The 24443-nt window shown below is 62.7% G+C and carries 19 protein-coding genes and 1 tRNA gene; 7 read left to right on the top strand and 13 right to left on the bottom strand.

From position 1 onward, the window contains the following. Window positions 1-11: 11 nt before the first annotated feature. Window positions 12-1832 (bottom strand): adenylate/guanylate cyclase domain-containing protein, encoded by a 1821-nt coding sequence (locus tag LHL23_RS13850; RefSeq protein WP_226430294.1) that lies wholly within the window; start codon window positions 1830-1832, stop codon window positions 12-14. A gap of 122 nt (window positions 1833-1954) precedes the next feature. Continuing rightward, window positions 1955-2641, bottom strand: coding sequence for a M48 family metallopeptidase (locus LHL23_RS13855; RefSeq protein ID WP_226430295.1), 687 nt, complete (start codon window positions 2639-2641; stop codon window positions 1955-1957). A 99-nt stretch (window positions 2642-2740) separates the two neighbouring features. On the opposite strand from LHL23_RS13855, the gene LHL23_RS13860 reads away from it, so the two are divergent. Continuing rightward, window positions 2741-3067 carry a TIGR02300 family protein gene (locus LHL23_RS13860; RefSeq protein WP_222479983.1) on the top strand — a complete coding sequence of 109 codons (327 nt, stop codon included), beginning with the start codon at window positions 2741-2743 and terminating at the stop codon, window positions 3065-3067. 185 nt (window positions 3068-3252) lie between these two features. Beyond that, a tRNA-Ala gene (locus tag LHL23_RS13865) sits at window positions 3253-3328 on the top strand. Between the two features lie 347 nt (window positions 3329-3675). Here the strand turns inward: LHL23_RS13865 and LHL23_RS13870 are convergent. From LHL23_RS13870 to pcaQ, 9 genes are all read right to left on the bottom strand, one after another. After that, complete coding sequence (locus LHL23_RS13870) at window positions 3676-4446, bottom strand: WbqC family protein (RefSeq protein ID WP_226430296.1); 771 nt, start codon at window positions 4444-4446, stop codon at window positions 3676-3678. Window positions 4447-4596: 150 nt separating this feature from the next. Next, window positions 4597-5436, bottom strand: coding sequence for a hypothetical protein (locus tag LHL23_RS13875; RefSeq protein WP_226430297.1), 840 nt, complete (start codon window positions 5434-5436; stop codon window positions 4597-4599). 138 nt (window positions 5437-5574) lie between these two features. Next, entirely contained in the window at window positions 5575-6234 is a 660-nt protein-coding gene (locus tag LHL23_RS13880) for an acetyltransferase (protein WP_226430298.1), read from the bottom strand. Beyond that, a complete protein-coding gene (locus LHL23_RS13885) occupies window positions 6234-7142 on the bottom strand; it encodes a hypothetical protein (RefSeq protein ID WP_226430299.1) in 909 nt (302 codons plus the stop codon). Before LHL23_RS13885 ends, LHL23_RS13880 begins: the two co-directional genes overlap by 1 nt. Further along, window positions 7132-8094, bottom strand: coding sequence for a hypothetical protein (locus LHL23_RS13890; protein WP_226430300.1), 963 nt, complete (start codon window positions 8092-8094; stop codon window positions 7132-7134). Before LHL23_RS13890 ends, LHL23_RS13885 begins: the two co-directional genes overlap by 11 nt. A gap of 401 nt (window positions 8095-8495) precedes the next feature. After that, window positions 8496-10613, bottom strand: coding sequence for a DegT/DnrJ/EryC1/StrS family aminotransferase (locus tag LHL23_RS13895; RefSeq protein WP_226430301.1), 2118 nt, complete (start codon window positions 10611-10613; stop codon window positions 8496-8498). Window positions 10614-11322: 709 nt separating this feature from the next. Beyond that, window positions 11323-13974, bottom strand: a complete 2652-nt coding sequence (locus LHL23_RS13900; protein WP_226430302.1) for a methyl-accepting chemotaxis protein — start codon at window positions 13972-13974, stop codon at window positions 11323-11325. Window positions 13975-14266: 292 nt separating this feature from the next. Beyond that, the gene (locus tag LHL23_RS13905; protein ID WP_226430303.1) at window positions 14267-15925 is read right to left on the bottom strand and encodes a transcriptional regulator; all 1659 of its coding nucleotides are present in this window, start codon (window positions 15923-15925) and stop codon (window positions 14267-14269) included. 353 nt (window positions 15926-16278) lie between these two features. Then, window positions 16279-17205, bottom strand: a complete 927-nt coding sequence (gene pcaQ, locus LHL23_RS13910; RefSeq protein ID WP_226430304.1) for a pca operon transcription factor PcaQ — start codon at window positions 17203-17205, stop codon at window positions 16279-16281. Between the two features lie 86 nt (window positions 17206-17291). Here pcaQ and pcaC point away from each other — a divergent pair, with 86 nt between their 5' ends. From pcaC to LHL23_RS13930, 4 genes are read left to right on the top strand one after another with little or no spacing between them, the layout of a single operon-like run. After that, the gene (gene pcaC, locus LHL23_RS13915) at window positions 17292-17687 is read left to right on the top strand and encodes a 4-carboxymuconolactone decarboxylase (protein WP_226430305.1); all 396 of its coding nucleotides are present in this window, start codon (window positions 17292-17294) and stop codon (window positions 17685-17687) included. Then, entirely contained in the window at window positions 17684-18421 is a 738-nt protein-coding gene (gene pcaH, locus LHL23_RS13920) for a protocatechuate 3,4-dioxygenase subunit beta (RefSeq protein ID WP_226430306.1), read from the top strand. The genes pcaC and pcaH overlap by 4 nt, the downstream gene beginning before the upstream one ends. Continuing rightward, window positions 18421-19041, top strand: a complete 621-nt coding sequence (pcaG, locus tag LHL23_RS13925; RefSeq protein WP_226430307.1) for a protocatechuate 3,4-dioxygenase subunit alpha — start codon at window positions 18421-18423, stop codon at window positions 19039-19041. Before pcaH ends, pcaG begins: the two co-directional genes overlap by 1 nt. Before the next feature lie 11 nt (window positions 19042-19052). Next, window positions 19053-19883: a 3-keto-5-aminohexanoate cleavage protein gene (locus LHL23_RS13930; RefSeq protein ID WP_226430308.1), complete on the top strand. Its 831-nt coding sequence runs from the start codon at window positions 19053-19055 to the stop codon at window positions 19881-19883. A gap of 105 nt (window positions 19884-19988) precedes the next feature. On the opposite strand, the gene cueR is transcribed toward LHL23_RS13930, so the two are convergent. Together cueR and LHL23_RS13940 are read right to left on the bottom strand one after the other, a co-directional pair. Beyond that, window positions 19989-20378 carry a Cu(I)-responsive transcriptional regulator gene (gene cueR / locus LHL23_RS13935; RefSeq protein WP_222480011.1) on the bottom strand — a complete coding sequence of 130 codons (390 nt, stop codon included), beginning with the start codon at window positions 20376-20378 and terminating at the stop codon, window positions 19989-19991. Then, window positions 20375-22882 carry a heavy metal translocating P-type ATPase gene (locus LHL23_RS13940; RefSeq protein WP_226430309.1) on the bottom strand — a complete coding sequence of 836 codons (2508 nt, stop codon included), beginning with the start codon at window positions 22880-22882 and terminating at the stop codon, window positions 20375-20377. Before LHL23_RS13940 ends, cueR begins: the two co-directional genes overlap by 4 nt. A gap of 356 nt (window positions 22883-23238) precedes the next feature. Between LHL23_RS13940 and LHL23_RS13945 the strand changes: the two genes are divergently transcribed. Beyond that, the gene (locus LHL23_RS13945) at window positions 23239-24351 is read left to right on the top strand and encodes an S-(hydroxymethyl)glutathione dehydrogenase/class III alcohol dehydrogenase (RefSeq protein ID WP_222480510.1); all 1113 of its coding nucleotides are present in this window, start codon (window positions 23239-23241) and stop codon (window positions 24349-24351) included. Window positions 24352-24443 lie beyond the last annotated feature (92 nt).

Consider the following 24443-nt stretch of genomic DNA (forward strand, 5'->3'; position numbering starts at 1 on the left):
TGCGCGCGCCCTCAGGGGCGGCCGGCAAGCCCCGCCAGGCTGAGGCCGGTGCGCAGGCCCCTGAGCGGCGCGGAGGCGGAATAGGGAAAGCCCGCGGCGGCCTGATCCACCGTCAGCGGCGCCCCATCGAGCCGGGCGCAGGCAGCGGCAGCAGCGTCGAAATCGCCCAGTGCGGCCAGGCTGGCGCAGTGCAGCACCAAGGCCAGCTGCGCCCCGGGCTCGAGCGCCAGCGCCTCGGCGGCGGCGGCGGCGGCTTCCGCCTCGCGGCCGGCTGCCAGGTGGAGAGCCGATTGCACGGTCAGGACCATCGGCTGCGGCACCGGTTCAAGCACGCGAACATGGGCAAGCACCTGTTCGGCGGCCCCGCCCTGCCCGGCCAGATGCAGCAGCCAGGCGCGCATGAGCTGGGCCGGGGCATCGTTAGGCGCCGCCGAGGCCAGCGCCCCGGCCAGCTGCTGCGCCTCGGCGGCGCGGCCGCCGAATTGCGCCGCCAGCGCCCGCAGCTGCAGCACCAAGGGCTGCGGCGGCAGGCCCTCGGCCATCTCTGCGGCCTGCGCCGCCCGGCCCGGCAGGCCAGCCACCGGGCCGGTCACCAGGTCCAGTTCCCACCAGGCCGCAAGCGCCTGCGCCTCAGGCCAGCCCGGCGCCAGCTTTTGCGCCCGCCGCAGCGCCGCTTGCGCACCGTTGCGGTTGCCCTGCGCCATCAGGCTGCGGGCGGCGGACAGCTGCAGCACGGCGCCGTCACCGATTTCCGGGCGGGCAGGTTCCGGCGGCGGCTTGCCGAAGTAGCGGAGGATGCGGTCTGCCAGGCCGGCTGCGGCGCCGGAGAGGGTCTCTTGCGGCTGCGGCGGCAGGATGCTGTGCGGCTCCGCCCCGCCCTGGCTGCCGCCGCCGGGGCCGGTCTGCAGGATGTCCAGCCGCACCCCCTGCTGCAGCGGCCCGGGCAGATGGCCGGCAACCACGAAGTCCGCACCCAGCAGCGCCGCCGCCTCCTCAGGCAGCAGGCCGGCCGCTGCGCGGGCGCTGGCGGGGGCGATGATGCGGACACCGCTGGCCGCTGCGAGGCTGCGGATCACCTCCTCGGACAGGGCGGCGGCGGTTTCCGGCGGCAGCTCAGCCGCGGTGAAGGGCAAAACCGCAATCACCGGGCTGCCCTCGAACGCGGCGGCGGCAGGCCGGCCCGGTCCCGGGGCAGCGGCAGTGGACTGGCGGGCGGCGTAGTGCCAGCCCCAAAGCCCGACACCCGCGGCGGCGGCTGCGAGGCAGACCGCCAGCAGCAGCACCGCAGGCCGCGTGCCCCTGGACGGTGCGGGCTTTGTCACTTTCGGCGGCTGGCTACTGCGGCGCAGGGATGGAAGCGAGGTCAGCTCGTCGCCCAGGAAATAGACCTGCACCGGGTCCGGAATATTCTTGACCTCATGCTGGCCGAAATCCTCGAAGTCATAGGGGATGCGGTTGCGGACCTGGTCATAGGCGGAAGCGGACAGCGCCACGCCGCCAGGACGGGCAAGGTTTTCGAGCCGGGCGGCGATATTCACCTCGTCGCCGAACACATCGCCCTGGGCGATCAGAACCTCGCCCAGATTGATGCCGATCCGCAGCCGCAGATGCCGGGTGCGCGCGGCGTCCGCCTGGATATGCGCCGCCGCCTCCACCGCAGAAATCACACTGGGAAACAGCGCCAGCACCCCGTCGCCCATCAGCTTGATGATGCGGCCGCCGTGGCTGCGGATGGCAGGGGTGATCAGGCTCTGCTGCTGGGCCAGCACCTGGTTCAGCGTGCCGGCCTCATCCTCGGCCATCATGCGGCTGAAGCCGGCGACATCCAGCATGAAAATGGCGGCAAGGCGTCTTTGCGGCTTGTCTGACACGGGGCGGGCCTCTGGACCGGGAAACTGGCAACAGCTACTGGCGCCAGCTTAGCCCGGGCATCCGCAGGGTCAAAGCACTGATTCTATTCGCCGAAACGGTAGCGGTGCAGGCTGGCGCCGTTTTCGCGCAGCCAGGCGCGCTGGTCCTGCCAGCGGCCATGGATGCGCTCCACCGTGTCCCAGAAGGCTTGCGAGTGGTTCATTTCCTGAAGATGCGCCACCTCGTGGGCGGCGACATAGCGCAGCACCGCGGGCGGCGCCAGGATCAGCCGCCAGGAATACATCAGCCCGCCGTCGGCGGTGCAAGAGCCCCAGCGCGAGCGGGTGTCGCGCAAGGTCAGACGGCTGTAGCCCCGGCCCAACCGGGCGGCATAGAAATCCGACGCCTCGGCCAGCCGGTTGCGCGCCAGCTCCTTCAAGTACCGCTGCAGCGGCCGCCCCGGGCTGGGCCCCGGCACCGCGACGCGGCCGGCATCCAGCTGGATGCGCCGCCCCTCTGCGCGTTCGATCACCCGGTCCTGGCCGTCGATGGGCAGCACCGAGCCATAAGCCGCCTCAACCGCCTGCGGATGCTTCTGCAAATGCGCGCGGATCCAGTCCGCCTTTTCCTCGGCAAAGGCCAAAGCGGTCCGTTCCGGCAGGCTTTGCGGCAGGGTCAGCGTCACCCGCCCGTCCAGCGAGGAAATCCGCAGGCTGATCCGCCGCGCCCGCGCAGACCGGCGCAGGGTCAGCGGCACCGGCGGGTCTCCGGGCAGGTGATAGTCGGCCATGCGCGCCCCTTTCCAGGCTTTGGCTTTGACAGTGCCCCCCTCATATGGCAAGGCACCGGAATCGTCGATACGACTCACCAGTAAATCAAGGGGATCCACATGCCCAAGGAAGAATGGGGTGTAAAGCGCGTCTGCCCCACCACTGGCAAGCGCTTTTATGACCTGAACAAGGACCCGATCGTCAGCCCCTACACGGGCGAGGTCGTCGAGCTGGATACCGGCAAGACCCGGATGATCGAAGCAGATGCCGAAGACGCGGCCACCCTGAAGGCCAAAGAGAACCTGGACGCGGATGACGTGGTCCTGGATGATGACGACGACGTCGATGTCGATCTGGGCGATGATGTCCTGGATGATGACGATGATGACGACAACGTCTCGCTGGACGACATTGCCGACATGTCGTCGCCGGACGACGATTCCTAAGGCAGTTCAAGCTGTTCGGGGAAGCCTTGTGCCTTCCCCGGACAGCGCTCCGGCAGGTGCCGGAAAAAAATTGGACCCCGGCGCATTTTCCGCTTGCAGCCCGCGCCGCCGTCCCGTAAACGACGCTCACACCGCGAGACGGGCCGCACCGGAAACGGAACGGACACTGAAAAGCGGACAGGTTTGGGGCCTTAGCTCAGCTGGGAGAGCGCCTGCATGGCATGCAGGAGGTCAGCGGTTCGATCCCGCTAGGCTCCACCAAATCTCCAAAACACGTTGATCTCGCTTCACACGCCAGAGATCATTGCGGTGCTTCTCGGGACTGTTTCAGTGAGGTGTTACAGTGGCGGCATCAGATGACACACCCAAACACGCCGCCTTTTCCGCCGTGGAGCCACCTGCTAACGCCATGCGGCCATCCCCAAAGACATCGCTGACAGCTACGTGCACGTTGGGTCGCACATCATGCCCTTCAGGGCGCGAGCAGGTTTAAGGGGGTATAGAGTGAAGCGGGCCAAATGGATCAGCTTCAAACCGCGGCACGTCCACAAAGGTCCTCCTGTCAGCCACCTCCCCCGCCGCTCCTGCCATCTGCTGGTTTTGAGGCCTCAGCATACTACGCGGCAGGTTTCAGGCGGCCGCGGTTCATTGCAGACGGGTTGATTGCCCTTTGTGATCAACTCATAGCTGTCCATCATTAAGCTGATTTCATTGGGTTTGAGATGCGCGAACACGTCCAGAATCGACAGTCCGGGCTGAAACTCTGAACATCCGACTTGAGGATAAGGTGCCAACGCACCTTTCAGGAAGAACAGCTCAATACCTTTCTCGGCAAAGGCTTCTGCATCATAAAGTGATTGCCCGCCAATTGGGTTCACGTAACGGGTCGCCTTTACGGATTGGCAAATTTCCACAATTCGGTCCTGCCCGCGCAATTCCGTGCTTAAATTGAGCTCCGAACTCAGCCTGAGTTTGGTTGAGAGACCCAAAATGTCAAAGCAAGCTTGAAGGCTGTGGAGCGTCACGTCGAGAAAACTGTCGCTTGCAGGGTTTTTAAGCGGCTCCAGCAGTTCTTTGACCCGGCTGTAACCAATGGTGCTGCCATATGCGTGCTCCACAGTGCGCCCCAAACGCCCCATTGTCTCGTGGAACTGATCGGCAAGACGCATATCACTTACCAATGCATCCCTTGGCGCTTTCGCCAAAGGAAATGTCACCTGATGCGGATTGCCGTTCAACAGGATGCGGTTTCTGTTCATCCATCCCCTGCGGATAAATTGGACATCATCCAAGACCCAGAATGTCTCAACTTCCTTCGCCAGCTGAAAATATGGGAGGTAGGGGAACAGATACGGTTGCATCGCACAGATGGTTTTCATCGCCCCGCCTGCCCTGCCGACGCGGCACGCCGTTCTTTAGATCCAGTATTCAGACAAGATTTGGAGGGCAGGAACAGCACGCCCCGGGAGGCTGCAAACCAGCATCTGCAGCCAAATGCGCAGAGCCCCCCGCCCTCTGATAAGCCAGGATCAGCAAGCAAGACGCGCCACTCCTATGCCGGTCTGGCCGAAATCGGAGCCATTGTAGAATAGGTAACTCTCCGCGCCTGCTCCGAACACGATAGGATAGCATTGCATATGCGCGTCAAAGTCCTGCTCTCCTGGCTGAGATTCAAAAACCGGCTGGTCCGGAAGGCGCTCCCATGTGTCTCCGTCTTGGCTCCAGGCGACACCAAGACGGTACGCTTGTGAGCCCTCGCCACGATAACCTTTCGCCCCACGGTAGCAGAACCACATCCAATGGCTTCCATCTTTTTGCAAAACCGTGGCGCGCGCGATACCACCCTCGTCTTCATTCAGATAATCAATAGCCACCTCTTGGCCATGGTCCCAATGAAGTCCATCCTGGGAAACAGCGCGTTTTAAGTTGTAACGCGGCTCAGGGCGCTCCCCATCCATTCGCCACTCTGTCGCCGACATATACCACATCACCCAATCATCCTGTGTGCGCCGTTCGACATCTGCCGTGCCGCAAAAATAGGGCTCGTAGATGCCGGTCCCGACGACCGGCCCGGGCAAAAAGCGTTCAAAAGTGGCACCATTATCAAGGCTTCGGGCAACCCCAATTGCATTATGATAAGGGACATCCAAACGCTGCGACCACCCGATGTAGTACATCCAAAGCTCATTGCCCTGCCGAACCAAGGATGTCGGCATCACGCCTACGGCGTCGAAAGTTCCGGGCAGGCCCGGGCTTAGCACAAGCGTTGCCTTTTTGCTCACCAGCGTCCAAGGCGGCCGCGCCATGAGATCGACGAAAAAAACGTGACTGCGATTATTCTCATCGCGTGCACAAAAAAACATTCGCATTATCTCACCACCTGGCAGCAGGTGCGGCGTTGGCATTTGGCAATGGTTTGACCAACCGGCACCCGGCAGCCCAGGAGGCAGTATAACCCCCTGGCGTTGCCAAACGGGTACCGATGGGAATGGGGTGCTCGACATTGGCTAGATGCCTTTCAGTTGATGGCTCTTTAACTTTGAGGCGGCCGATTTGGGACCCGGAACAACGGTGAAATCCTCCAAGCTTTTGGTCACAAGAGCACCAGCTCCGACCACCACGGCTTTGCCCAGCTCAACGTTGTCGCGGATCGTGGCATTTACCCCCAAGAAGCTGCGTTCCCCAATTGTGACGCTGCCTGACACCACAACATGAGAAGCCAAGAAGCAGTGTGACTCTATACGCGTATGGTGGCCAATATGGTTGCCGCTCCAAAGAATGCAGTTGTCACCAATTTCAACATGAGGCTGGATCACGTTGGATTCCAGGATCATGCAGTTTCTGCCCACGGGCGTTCCGTAGTATTCCGCCTTGGGGTGGATAAAACTAATGAAATCATACCCGCGCCGCAGACCCTCTTCGAAAATCTCCTGCCGGTGAGAATTCATGCCACGGTAACTGAGCGGGCAGAAGAGAGAAACTTGGCCCGGCGGGTATTCTTGTTCCAGATCCTCCCATGCGACAATGGGCAAATTGTCTTTTTCACCAGTGGTCAGATATTCCCGGTTCACGGTATGCGCCACGATATTGTGGCTTCCCTCCCATTCAAGATAGAACCGTGCGACCTCGGCAAATTGCCCGACACCAAATAGAACCACATCAGCCATTACGTCTCCTCCAGGAAGCTAAAGTCGTATCCGTTGATTTCATATGCGGATTGCAGCTGGAATAAGGCTAGGTAAGCTTTGAAAGCCTCCCGCTGCCATGGCTGCAAAGCCCGCCACCTGGCCGCAGTTCCTTCTGGAGCCGAGCGGTTGTGCACATTCACACGTTTTTCCTCAAAGACAGATTCGAGATATTCCGTGTCTGCCTGAAGCTTGTGGTTGCTCAACCGGTCAAGCAACTCAGCATATGTTTTCCGGTCTCTGGTCACCTCTTCCATGCGGACAATACCGCGGTAATCCCAAGGACCGGCATCGCTTTCAGACACCTCGTTGAGCGCATCGAGATCCATGCGCAAGCTGCCTAAAACGACACAGGCGCCCAGAAAACACACCGTGTCAAAATCGCCTGGGTTGATACTGTGCCGCTTGCAAACGGTTTCCGCGATGTCCAGGCCTTGGTCGACAATCTTTCGCAAAGTCCAGGAAAACTCATTCAGGTCGATCGGGAAGAGATCTTTGAATTGCCCATACCCCGATACGACCAAATCCAACGGGTGGCGAACCAGGTTGACAACGGGAATTGTTGTCTCGGTCGTACCAATCAATCTCGTCTGAGCAGGCAGATCCCGCAGTCTGTAACTGTGCACCGAGCCGACGAATTCAGTTTGCTGATCTTTTGAAAAGTCAGCGTATGTGTCCATCAGAGAACGTGTTTGCCGTTCAACATATCCCTTTCGGAGATCAGGGATATGTTTTTGCAGCCCCTGACCATTAAAAACGCTTGCATTTTTTGCAGGAATAAGTGCGCTGCTATGTGCACAGGTTACGTCCTTGTGTTTATGCAAGGCATGGGCCAGCCAATTGCTTGCGCTCCAGCCATGGCAAGTCACAACGAAATAGTTAGGTGACATCTGTGGCAAAGGGATACTCTCCGTTTGTTAAATTCATCAGCGCTTGATGAAAATGCTGGTCGCTTTGTTGCGGGGCAGCGCCCATAAACGCATCAAAGGCTGATTTGTCAGCAAACAGCGTCGATCTGCGGAAGGCATTCTCGCGCAGGTAGTGAAGGAGGCGAATGTCTGATCCCTCGTAGGGATGCATTGCGTAAGCTCTTATGTCGTTGGGAAAATTGAACCGCAGTGGCAACACGCTGCCTTCCCAGCCCAGCGCGTTGACAGTAAGAGACAAGCCAACTTGACCGGCGAAGTTGGGCATTTCGAGAACGTCCGCCGCTTTCTGGCGCAGCTCCGGGTAGAGCTGCTGGAACTCACGCAAGGCATCGGTTCTGAAGGCGATAAAACCGTGGTTCAAATAGAAAGGCGCACGAAGGGGGATATTCGGGTGTGTCAGAGTGTATTTGTAGCGTAGCTCTATCGGCCGACCCGTCGTTGCTGTGGACAATGCCTGCCAGCTTTCCGCCGTCTCCATCCCCCTTGGAGGAAGGTGAGCAAGCGCGCCGGCGACAGGGAACCCACAGGCCAGCTGAGCAAGGACTTCCCTCAAATCACCCGTCAGCAAAGTATCCGCGTCACACAAGAAAACGTAATCCAGATCAGGATCGTCGATCATGAAACGCATTGGAGCCTGAACCATTTTTTGACGTTCGCTTTCAGGTCTGCGGATCAAGCGAAATTCCACGTCCTTCAAATGACGCCGCCAACGTTCAGGCACTTCGACACCATCTTCGCAGCCCAGATATGCGATAAGCCGCGCATCGCATAACGGAGCTTTTTGACTGCGCAGTGTCACATTGAACATCGCAACTTGTGAAAGAAAACCGTCTGTAACCTCTCCCGGAATGAGAAAGGCGATGCGGTTTCCTGAAATGCCCATATCGGCGGCAACTGAAAAGCGAGATACCATTTTCTAATTCAGACCCACTTGGTTATGACCGGTTGCAGCACAGCGGCTGGCGCTGGACAGGGGAAGAGCCTGGACCGGCAAACAACGCTGGGCGGAATACCGTTGGTTGAGGTCGCTGTTTTTCTCATGAGGACGTGGAGGTTGCATGAGCCTTCCTAGTGAAGCAGTGAGATTTTATTCAATTGTGCATGTTCGCTTTTAAGATATGGTGAACGACGCTTGACCACCCCAAGTCTGCAGTCGTTGGTTGAAGCCTGCCCTGAGCTACCACTGCGTCTGGATTTGATCTCAAGGGATGCTGGACAGTTACACTCACTGAGATTGCAGGCAGACGCCCTTAACGATGTGCTTGCGCTGTAAATTTCAGCCAGGAGCTGAGAGATTTCACCGCACTCACGACATCAAAATGCATCTATCAGCCTGCGCACCTGTTCAATGATCTCCCCGTTTGAAACGGTCCGCATTTCCGGAGCGTTAGACAGGCAGAACACTCGCGCGAATAGGTCATCCGCATTTGGGGTCGACACCGCACTGGATTTATTCGTCCGCATCGGTTTGTAGTATTTTGCAATTGTCACCGGCCCGGTTGCATTAGGGTGCAAAACATCGACAGGGTGCGGTGCAAGAAACGGCGTATGCGCTCTTGGCGAGAGAACAGGCGTTGGGTCACCAAATTCTGTAATCCCACGATTTGATGCCTCGGCAATAAAGTGCATTCTGCGCTCTTGGTATTTGTAAAACCGCGACCAATATTCACAGCGCTCAAGCCGATCAAGGATAGCAGCAGCGGCGAGATCGCTCAGTTTCGCGTTTGCCGCCCAAGGTGTTGCTTCGGCAGAGAGAGAAGCGCCAAAGTTCGCAAGTTTGCGAATGAGGTGCGCTTGTTCTTTGTTGCATATAACAAAACCTCCTTCGCCAACCCCCCAGGGCTTCGTGTGGTGGGCAGAAATCGCTTCGATCGGCGCGTCACTTCTTAACGCACTGGAAGGGCGGTCAAGGAGACCTGTTGCGTTGTCGACCACAAAAGCTTTGCCATTATCTCTGCAAAAATCTGCGACGGCATCCCAGTCAGTTTGCTGCGCAAAAACGTTCGTGTAAATCACCCCGTCATAGGATGCTTCCGGCAATGCCTTGAGTGCATCCAAATCGAAACGCCCGTTAACGTCACAATCAATGATCTGGGTGTTCGCGAGGTGGCCAATACCGCAGGAAAAGAAGTTAAATGCGCTTGAAACCCAGCGCATTTGCGGCTTGTGCATCCCGTGTGTTGCAGCCGCCAATTGGAGCGCGGAAGTGCCATTTGAAACAGCTACGACCTCCCGGTTTTCGGGAAGACTAATTGCAGCGGCTACCATCTCCTCCAAGACTGCGGACACCGGTCCGCCATTTGCATGATGGTTCCGCTTCACGGAAACCGACAAGTAATCATCGATCCGCGAATGATCGTAGATTTTGTTCTCGATAAACGGAACCGGGCGCTCAGGCATAGGGGCCGGTATTTCGTCGACAGATACCGGCAACGGAACGCCGTGCGCCGCAGCCAATGAGACAAAATCAGGCTGCCGAATACCTGTCGTGCTGCGCAGAGACCGGGTTGCATCGTGATCCGGGCCCAAGATCCTTGCCAGGCCTTTGCTCAGCTCCTGTTGAAACAGCACTATCCAATCAGCGGACTGTGTTTTGCTCTGAAATGGATGCAGCGCCTCTCCCAAATCGATGTACTGAACATCGGCGCCGCTGTTCCAAACTTGCACTCCTAGCCATGTCGCAAGAGCTCCGCCAGCACTCGACAAGACCACGGGCGGCAGCCGGTCCGTTTGCTCACAGCGAAAAACAGCCTCAAGCAAGCGATCTTTAACGAGATCTGCCGAATGATTTGTTTCAGGCGCATCAACGAGAATGGAGATGTGATTTTCGCAGGTGATGGCGTTTACAAAAGCAGCGTGCCCGGTCTCTGTGACGGTTATCACAGTCCGGCGGCGCAAAGCGTCCAGAATTTTGCGCATTTTGCCGGTGATCATCGCAACGGTCATTTCATGGCCAGAGAATCCGAGCGATGCAAGCTGTTGGATGTAACGCGGGGCAACAAACGCCTCGCAGACGCGGGCGGCCTCCCATGAGGTTGCGGCCGCCTCTTTCAAACCCAGGCATGGGGCACGGTTGGGAACGATAATCTGGCTGTCATCGATCGCGTCTGTTCGTTGGAACCAATCCAGAATATCACGGGCAAAATCACGCTCGGAAAATCCAGCGAGCGGCACAGTTTGCAACACGCTCTTCTCTTTGCAATCCGCCCCGCTCAAGCGCGAAGGAGTGGCAGGCGGCAGTTGGTTCTTAGCCAATTCCGTCCAAAAGACAGGGGGGAGCGTACAGTAAAGAAACGGAGTTCCTGCAGTGATCTTCGACACGACACGCTCGAAACCCGGTTGCTCCAAGGGAAGGTCAGGAGCAGCAAGAAACGCATGATCCCCGATGTGTTTGTTGGCACCTAAACGAGGAATGTTCTCATATCTGCTCATTAAAAGAGGCTCCTACCTTCTTTCGCGCACACCCAGTCTTCGACTGGACAGGACCGGCACACACTGTTTTTCGCAGATACTTACGGGTCTCTGATAATATTCTATTAATTTGATCGAAGCGGAGTGGCTTTTTGTTCAGTCTCCGGCGTGAGCGGCAGGGAGCTTTCATTCACAGCCGTGGCAAGCTGGTTCAGTTTCGAAATCAGGCGCGACTGACCGAATGCCCCTGCCGAGCGGCCAAGAGCTTCTTTACCGAGGTTTTGGCTATTGCTGCGCTTCTTACGCGATAGGCATCATCGCCGAAAAAACGCTGGCGGACGTATGCATCGAGGGACTTATCGTTCCGATCCGCATCCAGACGCGCCGGTTCCTCATACGTCAGGCGCAGCGAGAAAGGCGGCGGATGCTTCGGCTGACCCGCCTCCGGCTCATCTATCTTGCTGAAGTTATGGCGCGAATTCTCGTTATCGCCCCCAGACGTTTAACATTCAGGGATGCGGGACGGCGTTGCCGCGCTTCCAGAACTTGAAAAGCTTGTTCGAGCTTTTCCCATTCGGTCCACCAAATCTTCACTTGAACAGTTCCGCACAGGCCAGCCACTGGCAGCGTTGCGCCGCGACAATCCGCTTTGAAACGCAGCGTTTAACAGCTGCACCAGCCTGCATGCGCCCGTGCCAGCCGCCCCGCAGGGCAGCTGCGGGCAGGCCCGTCAGGCCTGCAGGCGCCAAGGCTCGTCCTGCTCGAAACCGCCGTCCGAAAACGCCTCCGGCTCTGCCGCATTGGTGCGGAAGGCGCCGAGCGCGCCGGCCATGGCCTGGGCCTCCTTGGACAGCCCGTGACTGGAAGAGGTGACTTCTTCGAACAGGCCGGCGTTGCGGGTGGTGGCATCGTCAAGGTTGGCCATTGCCGTGTTGATCTCCTGCAGGCTGCCGGACTGCTCGGTGGAGGCCTGGGAAATGGTTTTCATCAGATCGGCCGCGCTGGCGACTGACTCGGAAATCTCGCCGATGGCAGCGCGGGTCTGCTCCACCAGGTCGGCGCCCAGCTCGACATTCTGGCCGGCCTCATCCACCAGCGCGGCAATCTCAGTCGCGGCCTCCTTGGATCGGTGCGCCAGGGTGCGGACCTCGGAAGCCACCACCGCAAACCCCTTGCCGACAGTGCCGGCGCGGGCCGCTTCGACGCCGGCATTCAGCGCCAGCAGGTTGGTTTGCTGGGCAATCGCCTCGATCATGCCGATTATGCGGGAAATTTTCTCGGAGCTTTCCTTGATCGCCTCCATGGCGCCATAGGTCCGCTTGACCACTTCGATGCTGCCGCTGGCATTCCGCCGTGCCGCCTCGACCGAGGCGGACGCCTCCCCCGAGGCCTGGGCAGTGCCAGTGATCGAGACCGAGAGCTGGTTCACCGCAGCGGCGGTGCCCGCCAGGGTCTGCGCGGTGCGCTCGGAGCGCTCCGACAGGTCGCGGGAGGCGGCGGAGATTTCGCTGCTGACGCCGGCGATGGACTGGCCGTTGGCGCTCAGGCTGCGGACCGAGGCCTCGAGCTTTTCCAGCGCCGCATTGAAATCGTCGCGCAGCTTGGCATAGCCCTCGCCCATCTCCTCGCGGATGCGTGCTGTCAGATCGCCCTGCGAGAGCCGCTCCAGCCCGGCGCCGATCGCAGTCACCGCGGCGGCCTGTTCGGCAAGCCGCGCATCGCGCTCCTCCGCCGCAGCGGCCTCGACCTCCGCCTTTTCCACCAGCCCGTCGCGGAACACCGACAAGGCATTGGCAATACGGCGGATTTCGTCGCTGGAGCGGTCATAGCCGGTGACCGGCTGCAGGTCGCCTGCGGCCAGGCGCTCGGTTGTGCCGCTGATGCTGGCCAGCGGCCGCAGGATCAAGATCCGGGTCAGGATCAAGGCGGCGACGAACACGCCGGCGGACACCGCCGCCAGGATCTGCAGCTGCCGCTGAGCCGCCGTCACGTCACCGGCCAGCCCGTCGGCAATCGACGCGATTTCTAGCTGGCTCTGGTTGCCCAGCCCGGTTGCGCGGCCGGCGAATTGCAGCACCGCTGCCACCGTTGCCCCGGACGCGGCTGCGGCCTCGGCAGCAGCCTCCAGCGAAGCGACCTTGAAGGCGGGCAGTCCCTGCGCTGGATCGGCCAGCGCGATCATGCCCTCCAGCTCCTGCGCGAATACGCCGCCGCCGAACCCGGCAAAGCCCTTCAGCGCGGCGGCGGCCTCCTGCAGCGGTGCGGAAGCGGCATTGGCAGCCTCGATGCCATGCGCCGCCGCCATGTCCAGCGCGGCCACCTGGAAGGCGCTGATCCAGCTGTTGATTTCCAGAAGCCGCAGCAGCACACCGACCTGATTGTCCAGCAGCCCCTGAATGGCGGTGCGGTTGTCGGCGCTGGCCTGGGTGGCGGCAACTGACAGGGTGAACACCATCCGCTCCATCGCCTGGGTCAGCGGGCGCACGCTTGCGTTGCGGGCGCTCAGCACCTCCTTGCGGCTGTCTTTCAGCTCCTTGCGGCTGGCGGTCAGGGTGTAGCGGAACAGCTCGACCCCTTCCTGTACCTTCTTGGCGCGGAACGCATCCAGGCCCAGATCCTCCAGGCGGCCCATCACCGGTTCCAGCCGTTTCAGGGCGTTATTTGCCATCTTTTTGAGCGCCCGTTTGGTGGGCACATCACGCACATGCCCCAGCGCCAGCGCAGCGCCGGAGAGGATGCTGATATCGGCGCGCGCCTCCAGCAAGGTCTGCAGGCTGCCGAACTGCTGTTCCACCAGGTTGTTCAGCACCTCGTCGACCTGGATGATTGTCTCTTCGCCGCCATCCATCAGGCTGTCGCGCGCCTCGGCGGCGACCTGCACGAGCTTTTCCTGCACCGTCTGGCTGAGGGTCTGCAGGTCGGCGGTCTGCGTGTCGATCCAGGCCTGGTTGCGGAACGCGGCCTTGCGCGCGGCAAGCAAATTGCTGAGCCGCTCAGCTGCGGCGTCCGCCTCCGGTGCAAACACCGCCTGCTCTGCGGCGGGCAGTTCCGAAACGCTGCCGCCCAGCGTCGCCAGGGCAGCTGCCGCGGCTTCCTCGGCCACGGCCAGCTCCTCGACCGAACCGGCCTGCAGGACGCCGATCATTGCGTTCTTGGCCTGGCTTGCGGCGTTGACCATGCGAGTGCTGAGTTCAAGCTGCGGGACCTTTTCGCCGGTCAGCACCTCCATCTGGCGGCCGGTCTGGGCAAAAACCAGGGTGACAAGAACACCGCCGACAGCCGCCGTTGCCCCCATCGCCATCAGGATCAGCGTGATCTTGGCGCCGATGCTCGAAAACAGCCGGAACCTGCGTTTCGCCAGGGCGTTTTTCTTCGAAGTCATGCTTTCACTCACGTCTTTTGCCGACAGCCCGTGCCGGGACCGGACAGGCCGGCCGCCCGGCTGCCGCTGCGGCGGGCCTGGGCGCCTGGAGCGCACAGGCCGACACCGCACAGCCGGCTGCCATTTCCATCAAGAAGGGCTGCAAGACGTAAAAAAAGGATGAGGCTACCGCAGAAAATCCCGCAGATTTTACGGAACCGCTTGCGGCGCAGACTGCTTCCGCCCGTCAAGGGCTGCGGCCAGGCAAGCGGCCCGGGAACCGCCGCCTGCTCCTTGCGGCGGCGGCCGCGGATCAGTCGGGCACGCCGGCCTGGCGCAGGGCAGAGGCCCATTCCTGGCCGGATGCGCTCATCGCTGCCGGGTTGTCGCGCTGGAACTGCGACAGGCTGAATTCGGGCGCAGCCTCCAGCAGCATCTGGACGGTGCTGCGGGCCTCCGCATCCTGGCCCGACATCTGCAGGGCAATCGCCTTGGAGCGCAGCGGCTCCGGGAAAGCGCGCTTGGCTGCCAGCGCACGGTCGGAAAGCTCTATCGCGCGGCCGTAGTTGCGTGCGGACAGGTTGGCCAGGGCCGACAGCGCATCGAAGTAGTAGCACTGCGGCCCCAGCGGCGTCAGCCGCCGCGCGGCATCGGTCATCTGCACCGCTTCGTCCGCCATGTTCTGATAGGCCAGCGTCTCGCCTTTCAAGAGCAGCGCCAGCGCCTCGTTCGGGTTGTCGCGCAGCGCCAGGTCATAGGCATCCAGCGCCAGGTCGAACCGGAACGTCAGATGGCTGCTGATAAGCCCCTTGAGCGTATGGGCGAGGGAAAAGCCTGGGGCTGCCTCAATCGCGTCCTCGGCCATCTCGCAGGCCATGCGGCTGTCGTCCTCACGGTTGGGCGACAGCCCCCGCTCCACCCGCATCACATGCCAGAACCCCATCCAGGTCAGCGGCAGCGCATGCCCCGGTTCACGCTCCAGCAGGCGGGACAGGATACTGTGCGCCTGCTGGAACTTCTGCACGTCCATTTCCTGCATCAGCGAAATGGCCGCCATCAGCAAGGTGTGGCTCTCCAGCGCGGAAAGCGGCGTGAAATCGGCCAGCCTGACGGCCTCTCCGGCGGCGGTCTGGCCGATCTGCAGGGTCGCGTCGCGCAGAACCTCGCTGCGGCCCGCCAGCAGGCTGTCCAGGGCGCCTTCGAAGCAGCGCGACCAGATCACCTTTTCGCGGACTGCATCATGCAGGTCGATTTCGGCATGAAAGCGGCCGCCGCCGCTGCTGACGGAGCCTGATACCAGATAGTCGGCACCGGCGACCAGGGAAACCTCGGCCGGGCGCACGGTATCCAGGCTGAACTGGCGGGAGGCCAGGTAGGAGGTGACCGAAAAGGACCAGCTGCGCGACAGGTAGCGGGACAGTTCCTCCGAAATCAGCGAGCCGAGCGGCGCCGCAGCCTCCCCCGGGGAGCGGTGCGCAAAGGGCAGCACAGCGATCGACGGCAGCAGCCCGTCGAGGACCACGCGGCCCGGCTTGGTTCCGGCCTGGGGTGCCGGTGCAGCGGGCTGGCGCACCAGTTGCGACCGGGTCTCCTCGAGCCAGCTGTTGAACACGGCCTCATGCGGCAGCTCAAAGCCTTCCATGAACACAGAAGAGCTGCTGCCGCTGTCCAGCTCCACCCGGGTCAGGTCCAGGATCACCCGCTCCCGGTTGGCATAGAGCAGGCTGGCAGCGTCCGGCCCGAGGTGCCGCCGCAGCGTCGACAGGGCAGTACGAAGGCTGGCCTTGGCCTGCTCTGGCTGTGCTAGGCACCACAGTGTTTTTTCCAGAAAGGCCCGAGTCCGTATGCCGCCCTCAGCGGTGGACAGCAGCGCCATCAGCGCCTGATGCTTGGCCCCCAGCTGCACGTCTGTTCCGTCCGCTTGAAACACGCCAAAGGCACCAAACCGGCGGATCTTAAGAAAGACTGTCATCTGCAACCCCGCTCAACGCTTGAAATTCTCGTTATTAAACCATCGTTATTATGCACACCCGCAGGTTGTTTTGCAATTGCAGATTGCAAGCGTGTGGAGCTTCGGTCGCCGCGACGCAGAGCGGCACTGAAGTTCCTCAACAAAATATGGCAAAAACGCTTCCCCATGAGGCCCTGCAAGAAGTTTTCTCAACGGCTTCGAAACTTAAAGATATTTTTTATCGTCATAAATTATTGAATAATTACCCGCAAAAGGAGCAATAATCGAACCTGCCCCTCGCGGTTACCTCTGGAAAGGCAACCACCACGGGCAGGCGCAGGGCGGCCAGGTCAGCTGCGACGGGGCAAACCGCGCTATGCCAGCCCCTGCTGCGCGCAAGTGCGCCGCAGGGCTGTGCAAAAGCGCGCCGCGGCGGGCGACAGCTGATGCTCCAGGCGGACGCAGAGGCCCACCGGGCCGAGGGTGCTGCCGGTGTCCACCGGCAGGGCCGCCATTGTGCCCGCCTCGAGGTCCGGCCGCACCACGCCCTGGCTGATGATCCAGATGGCCTGATGGGCCAGCACAAAGCGCCGCCCGAAACTGGACGAAACGGTTTCGACCGGAAACCGGGGCATCGCCAGGCCCTGCTCTAGAAACATCCGCTCCACCAGCGGCCGGATGACCGCCCCTTCTGACGGCATCAGCACCGGGTAATCCTCGAAGGCTGAAGGCGGCAGGCGACCGGCACCGGCCAGCGGGTGGTCCCGCGCCACGACGATGGCCACCCGCTCGCGATAGAGCGGGTCGAAGCCAACCCCGGCCATGGTCTCCGGCGCCGGCATCCGCCCCACCACCACATCCAGGCGCCCGCGCCGCAGCTGGTCGATCAGATAGCGGTTGTCCCCGGACATCACCATGAACCGGCCCGGCGCGCCGCTGCTGCGCAGCTCCGCCAGCGTGTCCGGCACCAGGTCCGCCGCCGCCGTGGGCAAGGCACCAATGGCAACCAGCGGCCCGTCGGCCTCATCCAAGCCGCGCAACAGCGCCACTCCGTCGCGGGCCAGCGCCAGGCTGCGGCCGGCATGGTCGCGGAACAGCTCGCCATAGCTGCTGAGCCGGATGCCGCGCCCGTGTTTCTCCACCAGAGGCTTGCCGCAGACCGCCTCCAGCTCGCGCAGCGCCCGGGTGACAGCGGGCTGGGTCATGCCCAGCGCCTCGGCCGCCTGGGTGACGCTCATCTTGCGGGCGACTTCGACGAAGACCTCCAGATGGCGCAGTTTCAAGGATGATGATAATCGCATATCATTTTGGTTATTGGTTCATGCCCGATTGAAGATTATACAGACCACTTGCGGTATGCGATACTTCTTTGCAAAGGGAGGCTGGAATGACGCAAGACCGTTTCGACCGCGGCATGCAGGTGCGGCGCAGGGTGCTGGGCGACGCCCATGTGGACCGGGCGGAGGCCGCCAAGACCGCGCTGGACCAGCCGTTTCAGGAACTGATCACCGAGGCCGCCTGGGGCACAGTCTGGGCCTCGGACCGGATCAGCCTGCGGGAACGCTCGATGCTGACGCTGGCGCTGCTGGCGGCGACCGGCAATTTTGACGAGATCCCGATGCATATCCGCGCCACCGCCCGCACCGGCGCCAGCCGGGAGGACGTGCTGGAGGCCTTCCAGCATGTGGCAATCTATGCCGGGGTGCCGCGGGCCAACCGCGCGCTGAAACTGGCCAAACAGACCTATGCCGAAATGGAGAGCGAGGGAGGGGAAACCGCATGACCAAACCGCCGCAGCCCGGGGAGTTCTATCAGAGGGACCGCCGCTGGCACCCCCCTGCCCTGTCGCAGGATTACAAGACCTCGGTCACCCGCTCGCCGCAGTTTCCGCTGATCAGCCTGGAGAACACCGCCAGCGAGATCACCGGGCCGGTGTTCGGCCATAACGACATCAATGCCACCGACAATGACCTGCTGTCGAATTTTGCCCAGCCCGGCGAAAGCCCGATCGGCGAGCGCATCATCGTGCATGGCCGGGTGCTGGATGAAAACGCGCGGCCGGTGCCGAATACGCTGGTGGAGATCTGGCAGGCCAATGCCTCCGGCCGCTACCGGCACAAGAAGGACACCTACCTGGGGGCGCTGGACCCGAATTTCGGCGGCTGCGGCCGGACGCTGACGGATGAGAACGGCTGCTACCACTTCCGCACCGTGAAGCCCGGCGCCTATCCCTGGCGCAACTGGGTGAACGACTGGCGGCCCGCGCATATCCATGTCTCGGTCTTTGGCAGCGGATTTGCCCAGCGGCTGATTACCCAGCTCTATTTCGAGGGCGATCCGCTGATTGCGCGCTGTCCGATCGTGAACACCATTCCGGACCCGGAGGCGGTGGCGATGCTGGTGGCGCGGCTCGACATGAACGCCACCATTCCGCTGGACACCATCGCCTACCGCTTTGACATCGTGCTGCGCGGGCGGCGGTCCACCCTGTTTGAGAACCGGCTGGAGGGGAATTGATGCGCCAGAAGCTGGAGTACCTGAAGGAAACCCCGTCGCAGACCGCTGGACCTTACGTCCATATCGGCCTGGCCCCCGGCGCCGCAGGGTTTGAGATCTACGATCAGGAGCTTGGCTGGGACATTGCCGGGCCCAACGCCAGGGGCGAGCGCATCCGGGTGGAGGGCGTGGTGACCGACGGCACCGGCTCGCCGGTCAAGGACGTGCTGCTGGAGGCCTGGCAGGCCAATGCAGACGGCATCTATGCCCATCCGGAGCACACAGGCGAGGTGGAGGACGGTTTTCGCGGCTGGGGCCGGGTGATCACCGATTTCGAGACCGGCGAATGGGGATTTGACACCGTGAAGCCCGGACCGGTGATGGGCCGGGGCGGCCAGATGATGGCGCCCCACATCAACCTGTGGATCGTGGCGCGCGGCATCAACGTGGGGCTGAACACGCGGATTTACTTTGAGGATGAGGCTGCGTCCAACGCTGCCGACCCGGTGCTGAATGTGATAGAGTGGGAGCGCCGCCGCGCCACCCTGATCGCCAGGCGCGAGCTGCGGGACGGTCTGGCCGTCTACCGGTTCGACATCCGCCTGCAGGGCGAAGATGAAACCGTGTTTTTCGACATCTGAAGGGGAATTCCATGAGCAAACCCTGCATCATCTGTGTTGCCATCACCGGCTCGGTCCCGACCAAGGAAAACAACCCGGCGGTGCCCGTCACCATCGAGGAACAGATCGAAAGCACCCAGGAGGCGTTTGAGGCCGGCGCCTCGATTGCCCATTGCCATGTGCGGAACGACGACCAGACGCCGACCTCGGACCCGGAAAGGTTCGCGCGGCTGATGGAAGGTTTGCAGAAACATTGCCCCGGCATGATCATCCAGCTGTCGACCGGCGGCCGCTCCGGCGCCGGCCGCGAACGCGGAGGCATGCTGCCGCTCAAGCCCGACATGGCGTCGCTGTCGGTAGGGTCCAACAATTTCCCCACCAGAGTCTATGAGAACTCCCCTGACCTGGTGGACTGGCTGGCATCGGAGATGCGCACTTACGGCGTGAAGCCGGAGATCGAGGCCTTTGACCTGTCGCATATCCACCAGGCGGTGAAGATGAACCGCGAGGGGCGTATTCCCGGCACGCTTTATGTGCAGTTCGTGATGGGGGTGAAAAACGCGATGCCGGTCGACAAGGACGTGTTCGACTACTACGTCAAGACCATGCAGCGGCTGGCGCCGGAGGCCCAGTGGTGCGGTGCCGGTGTCGGGCCGGGGCAGATCCTGGTCAACGAATGGTCGATCGCCGCGGGCGGCCATACCCGCACCGGGCTGGAGGACAACATGCGGCTGGACCGCGAAACGCTGGCGCCCTCCAACGCCGCGCTGGTGAAACGGGCGGCAGAGCTGTGTGAAAAATACGAGCGCCCTGTTGCCACCTGGCAGCAGGCCCGCGAGATCCTGGAGCTGCACCCCGGCTGAGGCTGTCCGCTTCGGGCCACGAGACCCGAAGCCTTGACCTTATCTGCCAGGCTGCCTGGCCAGGCAGCCGTGGGCGCGGGTGTCCCTACCCGCTTGCCAGACAGGTCAGCTTTCGCCGGACAGATCCTTCAAAATCGGGCAGTCCGGGCGGCTGTCGCCGGCGCAGCATTTGACCAGCTCGCCAAGCGTGTCATGCATCGCTTGCAAATCCGCGATCTTCTCCTCGATCTTGGCCAGATGCTCCAGCGCCAGCTGTTTCACATCGGCGCTGGCGCGGCTTTCGTCCTCATAGAGCGCCATCAGGGTGCGGCAGTCCTCGATGGTGAAGCCCAGCGCCCGGGCGCGGCCCAGAAAGGCCAGCTTGTGCAGGTCGGTCTCGGCAAAGCAGCGGTAGCCGTTGGCGCTGCGGTGCGGCTTTATCAGGCCGATGTCCTCGTAGTAGCGGATCGTCTTGGCCGGAAGCCCTGAGCGGCTGGAAACGTCCCCGATATTCATGCGCGCGCCTCCTGCTTGGTGTCCGCATTGGGTGCCGGTGCGGCCTGATCCTCATCTATGGCCGGTTTCAGGCGGCGCAAGCGCAGCGCATTCGACAGCACAAAAACACTCGATAGCGCCATGGCGCCTGCCGCCAGAGCAGGCGACAGCAGCGGGCCGCCAAAGGGGTAGAGCAGGCCCGCCGCCACCGGGATCAGCAGCACGTTATAGCCAAAGGCCCAGCCCAGGTTCTGGCGGATGTTGCGCATGGTGGCGCGGCTGACGGTCAGCGCGTTGACCACCCCGCGCAGGTCGCCGGATACCAGCACCACATCCGCGGCCTCGATCGCCACGTCGGTGCCGGTGCCGATGGCGATGCCCGCATCCGCCGCCGCCAGCGCCGGGGCGTCATTGATGCCATCGCCGACGAATGCCAGCGTGCCGTGTTCCGCCTGCAGTTCTTGCAGCGCCTTTACCTTGTCCGCAGGCAGGCATTCGGCCTTAACCGCGTCGATGCCCAGCCGCCTGGCAATCGCCTGCGCCGTCGCAGCCGCATCGCCGGTGATCATGGCCACCTTCAGCCCCTGCTCATGAAACGCCTTGATCGCTGCCGGGGTGCCCGGCTTGATCGGGTCCGCCACCGCAATCACCGCCGCAAGCCGGCCGTCAACGGCAGCATAGAGCGGGGTTTCGCCGCGCTCAGCCAGCCGCGCGCCTTCCGCCTCCAGCGCGCCAAGGGCAATGCCTTCGCGCGCCATCAGACGGGCGGCACCGGCCAGCACCACGCGGCCTTCGACCTCTGCCCGCAGGCCGTAGCCCGGGATCGCCTCAAAGGCCTCAGCCTTGGGCAGCCCCTTGCCTGCCGCCGCCGTGATGGCGCGGGCAATCGGGTGTTCGGACTGCGCCTCGGCGGCGCCGGCCAGGCGCAGCACCTCCTCGCGGGTGAAGCCCTCAGCGCAGATCAATTCGGTCAGCGCCGGGCGGCCCTCGGTCAATGTGCCGGTCTTGTCGAGCGCCACCACCTTGACCTCCTGCAGCCGCTGCAGCGCGTCGCCCTTGCGGAACAGCACCCCCATCTGGGCGGCGCGGCCGATGCCCACCATGATCGAGGTCGGCGTTGCCAGCCCCATTGCGCAAGGGCAGGCGATGATCAGCACCGAGACGCCGGCCACCAGAGCCAGCGGCAGCGACGGCGCCGGGCCGAACAGCGACCAGGCCAGCACGGTCAGCGCAGCCACCGCAATGACGGCAGGCACGAACCACAGGGTGATCCGGTCGACCAGCCCCTGCACCGGCAGCTTGGCGCCCTGCGCCTGCTCCACCATGCGGATGATCTGCGCCAGCACGGTGTCGCGCCCCACACGGGTTGCGCGGAATTCCAGCGCGGCGTTGCCGTTGATGGTGCCAGCCGTCACCTCATCGCCGCGGGACTTGGCAACCGGCACCGGCTCGCCGGAAATCATGCTTTCGTCGACGTAGGAGCTGCCTGAGGTGATCTCGCCGTCCACCGCGATCCGCTCGCCCGGACGGACCCGGATCAGGTCGCCGGTGCCAATCTCCTCCACCGGGGTTTCGATGGCATCGCCGCCGGAGACCACCATGGCAGTCTTGGGCTGCAGTCCCGCCAGCTTGCGGATCGCCGCGCCGGTGCGGCCCTTGGCCCGAGCCTCCAGGAAGCGTCCCGTGAGGATCAGCACCACGATGACCGCCGCGGCCTCGTAATAGACATTGGCAGTGCCTGCGGGCAGCAGCCGGGGTGCGAAGGTGGAAATCACCGAGAATCCGTAGGCCGCGGCAGTGCCCAGGGCCACCAGCGCGTTCATGTCGGGTGCGCCCCGGAACAGTGCCGGGAAGCCCTTGGCATAGAACTGCCGCCCCGGCCCCGCCAGCACCGCGGTGGTCAGGGCAAACTGCAGCAAGTAGCTGTTCTGCATGCCGATATTCGCCGCCACCCAGTGGTGCAGTGCCGGCACCATGTGGCCGCCCATCTCGATCAGGAACACCGGCAGGGTCAGCAGCGCGGCGATCAGCACCTGACGGCCCAGTGCGGAAATTTCATCCGCCTTGCGCTGGCTGGCCTGTTCCGCCTCATCCTCCGCCGCGCCGCTGAGACGGGCCGGATAGCCGGCCTCCGTCACCGTGCGGGCCAGATCCGCAGCGCGGGCGGCACCGGTCAGATAGCGGATCTGCGCGGTCTCGTTCGCCAGGTTGACGCTGGCCGACAGCACCCCCGGCACCGCCAGAAGCGCCTTTTCCACCCGGCCCACGCAGGAAGCGCAGCTCATGCCGCTGATCACCAATGCAGCCTGCGATTCCGCGGCCGGATAGCCGGCAGCGGCCAGGGCGCCGGTCAGGTCGGTCAGCGCCACATCCCGGGCGGCCTCCACCTGGCCGGTGGCGTTGGCAAGATTGACGGAGGCCGACTGAACCCCCTCCACTGCCGCCAGCGCGCGTTCTGCCCGGCCTGCGCAGCCCGCACAGCTGAGGCCGGTGATATGCAAGGAAATTTGGGTCGTGTCTGACATCGGAAGTCCGCCGGAATCTGTTCCTTTGACAGTGGATATGAGGGTTCCAGCGAGGGGAAGGTCAAGGGGTGGCGCCGAGATTCCTTCCCAAAACTGGAAGCCTGCAGGCAAAGTGCTGGAAACCGCGGGTTTTTCATTGTGCCGGGATGGCGCGGACCGCGGCTCAGCTGTCGCTTTCGGGGCAAAGCCCGGGGTGCCTCCCCTGTTAGGGTGCCGAGGCAATGCTTGCGCGTGCCGGCCCGCAAATGTAACGCTGGGTCATTCCAGCCGCGGCGCAGCCGCTGGCACCGCATTCACCCCGGACCCGCCAGGCGGCGGCCCGGTCCCGCAGAAAAGAACGAAGGACCAGTCACATGATCAAGACCCGCGCTGCCGTTGCGGTTGCCCCCGGCAAACCGCTGGAAATCATGGAAGTGAACCTCGAAGGCCCGAAGGCGGGCGAGGTTCTGGTGGAAATCAAGGCAACCGGCCTGTGCCACACCGACGAATTCACCCGCTCCGGCGATGACCCGGAAGGCATCTTCCCGGCGATCCTGGGCCATGAGGGCGCGGGCGTCGTGATCGAGGTCGGCGAAGGCGTAACCAGCCTGAAGCCGGGCGACCACGTGATCCCGCTTTACACACCTGAATGCCGCGAGTGCGAATACTGCCTCAACCCCAAGACCAACCTGTGCCAGGCGATCCGCTCGACGCAAGGCCAGGGCCTGCTGCCGGACGGCACCACCCGCTTCTCGATGCAGGACGGCACCCCGATCCACCACTACATGGGCTGTTCGACCTTTGCCAACCACACCGTGGTGCCGGAAATCGCACTGGCGAAAATCCGTGACGACGCGCCGTTCGACAAGGTCTGCTACATCGGCTGCGGCGTCACCACCGGAATTGGCGCTGTGATCAACACCGCCAAGGTGGAAATCGGCTCCCGCGCGGTGGTGTTCGGCCTCGGCGGCATCGGCCTGAATGTGATCCAAGGCCTGCGGCTGGCCGGTGCCGACCAGATCGTCGGCGTCGACCTGAACCCGGGCAAGGTGGAGATGGCGAAGCACTTCGGCATGACCGATTTCGTCAACCCGGCCGAGGTCGAGGGCGATCTGGTGGCGCATCTGGTCGAACTCACCGGCGGCGGCGCGGACTATACCTTTGACGCCACCGGCAACGTGCAGGTGATGCGCACCGCGCTGGAATGCGCCCACAAGGGCTGGGGTGAATCGATCATCATCGGCGTGGCGCCCGCGGGGGCGGAAATCTCGACCCGCCCGTTCCAGCTGGTCACCGGCCGCAGCTGGCGCGGCACCGCCTTTGGCGGCGCATCGGGCCGCACCGACGTGCCGAAAATCGTCGACTGGTACATGGACGGCAAGATCGAGATCGACCCGATGATCACCCACAAGCTGACCCTGGACCAGATCAACGAAGGCTTCGAGCTGATGCACGAAGGCAAGTCGATCCGCGCGGTTGTGGAATTCTGACCCCGGGATTCATGTGAAACACCAAAAAGAACGCAGGCCTTCGGGCCTGCGTTTTCTTTGGGTCATGCAGCCGGTTCCTGTGCCCTTGCGGC

The sequence above is a fragment of the Leisingera sp. McT4-56 genome, assembly GCF_020514995.1.
GTDB lineage: Bacteria > Pseudomonadota > Alphaproteobacteria > Rhodobacterales > Rhodobacteraceae > Leisingera > Leisingera aquaemixtae_A.

Coding starts and splice junctions, on each gene's coding strand:
- LHL23_RS13850 (WP_226430294.1), bottom strand. CDS start 1,832: ATGCTGGATGTCGCCGGCTTCAGCCGCATGATGGCCGAGGATGAGGCC.
- LHL23_RS13905 (WP_226430303.1), bottom strand. CDS start 15,925: ATGACAGTCTTTCTTAAGATCCGCCGGTTTGGTGCCTTTGGCGTGTTT.
- cueR (WP_222480011.1), bottom strand. CDS start 20,378: ATGAATATCGGGGACGTTTCCAGCCGCTCAGGGCTTCCGGCCAAGACG.
- LHL23_RS13895 (WP_226430301.1), bottom strand. CDS start 10,613: ATGAGCAGATATGAGAACATTCCTCGTTTAGGTGCCAACAAACACATC.
- LHL23_RS13870 (WP_226430296.1), bottom strand. CDS start 4,446: ATGAAAACCATCTGTGCGATGCAACCGTATCTGTTCCCCTACCTCCCA.
- LHL23_RS13860 (WP_222479983.1), top strand. CDS start 2,741: ATGCCCAAGGAAGAATGGGGTGTAAAGCGCGTCTGCCCCACCACTGGC.
- LHL23_RS13875 (WP_226430297.1), bottom strand. CDS start 5,436: ATGCGAATGTTTTTTTGTGCACGCGATGAGAATAATCGCAGTCACGTT.
- LHL23_RS13855 (WP_226430295.1), bottom strand. CDS start 2,641: ATGGCCGACTATCACCTGCCCGGAGACCCGCCGGTGCCGCTGACCCTG.
- LHL23_RS13940 (WP_226430309.1), bottom strand. CDS start 22,882: ATGTCAGACACGACCCAAATTTCCTTGCATATCACCGGCCTCAGCTGT.
- LHL23_RS13885 (WP_226430299.1), bottom strand. CDS start 7,142: ATGTCACCTAACTATTTCGTTGTGACTTGCCATGGCTGGAGCGCAAGC.
- LHL23_RS13880 (WP_226430298.1), bottom strand. CDS start 6,234: ATGGCTGATGTGGTTCTATTTGGTGTCGGGCAATTTGCCGAGGTCGCA.
- pcaH (WP_226430306.1), top strand. CDS start 17,684: ATGACCAAACCGCCGCAGCCCGGGGAGTTCTATCAGAGGGACCGCCGC.
- LHL23_RS13900 (WP_226430302.1), bottom strand. CDS start 13,974: ATGACTTCGAAGAAAAACGCCCTGGCGAAACGCAGGTTCCGGCTGTTT.
- LHL23_RS13930 (WP_226430308.1), top strand. CDS start 19,053: ATGAGCAAACCCTGCATCATCTGTGTTGCCATCACCGGCTCGGTCCCG.
- pcaQ (WP_226430304.1), bottom strand. CDS start 17,205: ATGCGATTATCATCATCCTTGAAACTGCGCCATCTGGAGGTCTTCGTC.
- pcaG (WP_226430307.1), top strand. CDS start 18,421: ATGCGCCAGAAGCTGGAGTACCTGAAGGAAACCCCGTCGCAGACCGCT.
- LHL23_RS13890 (WP_226430300.1), bottom strand. CDS start 8,094: ATGGTATCTCGCTTTTCAGTTGCCGCCGATATGGGCATTTCAGGAAAC.
- pcaC (WP_226430305.1), top strand. CDS start 17,292: ATGACGCAAGACCGTTTCGACCGCGGCATGCAGGTGCGGCGCAGGGTG.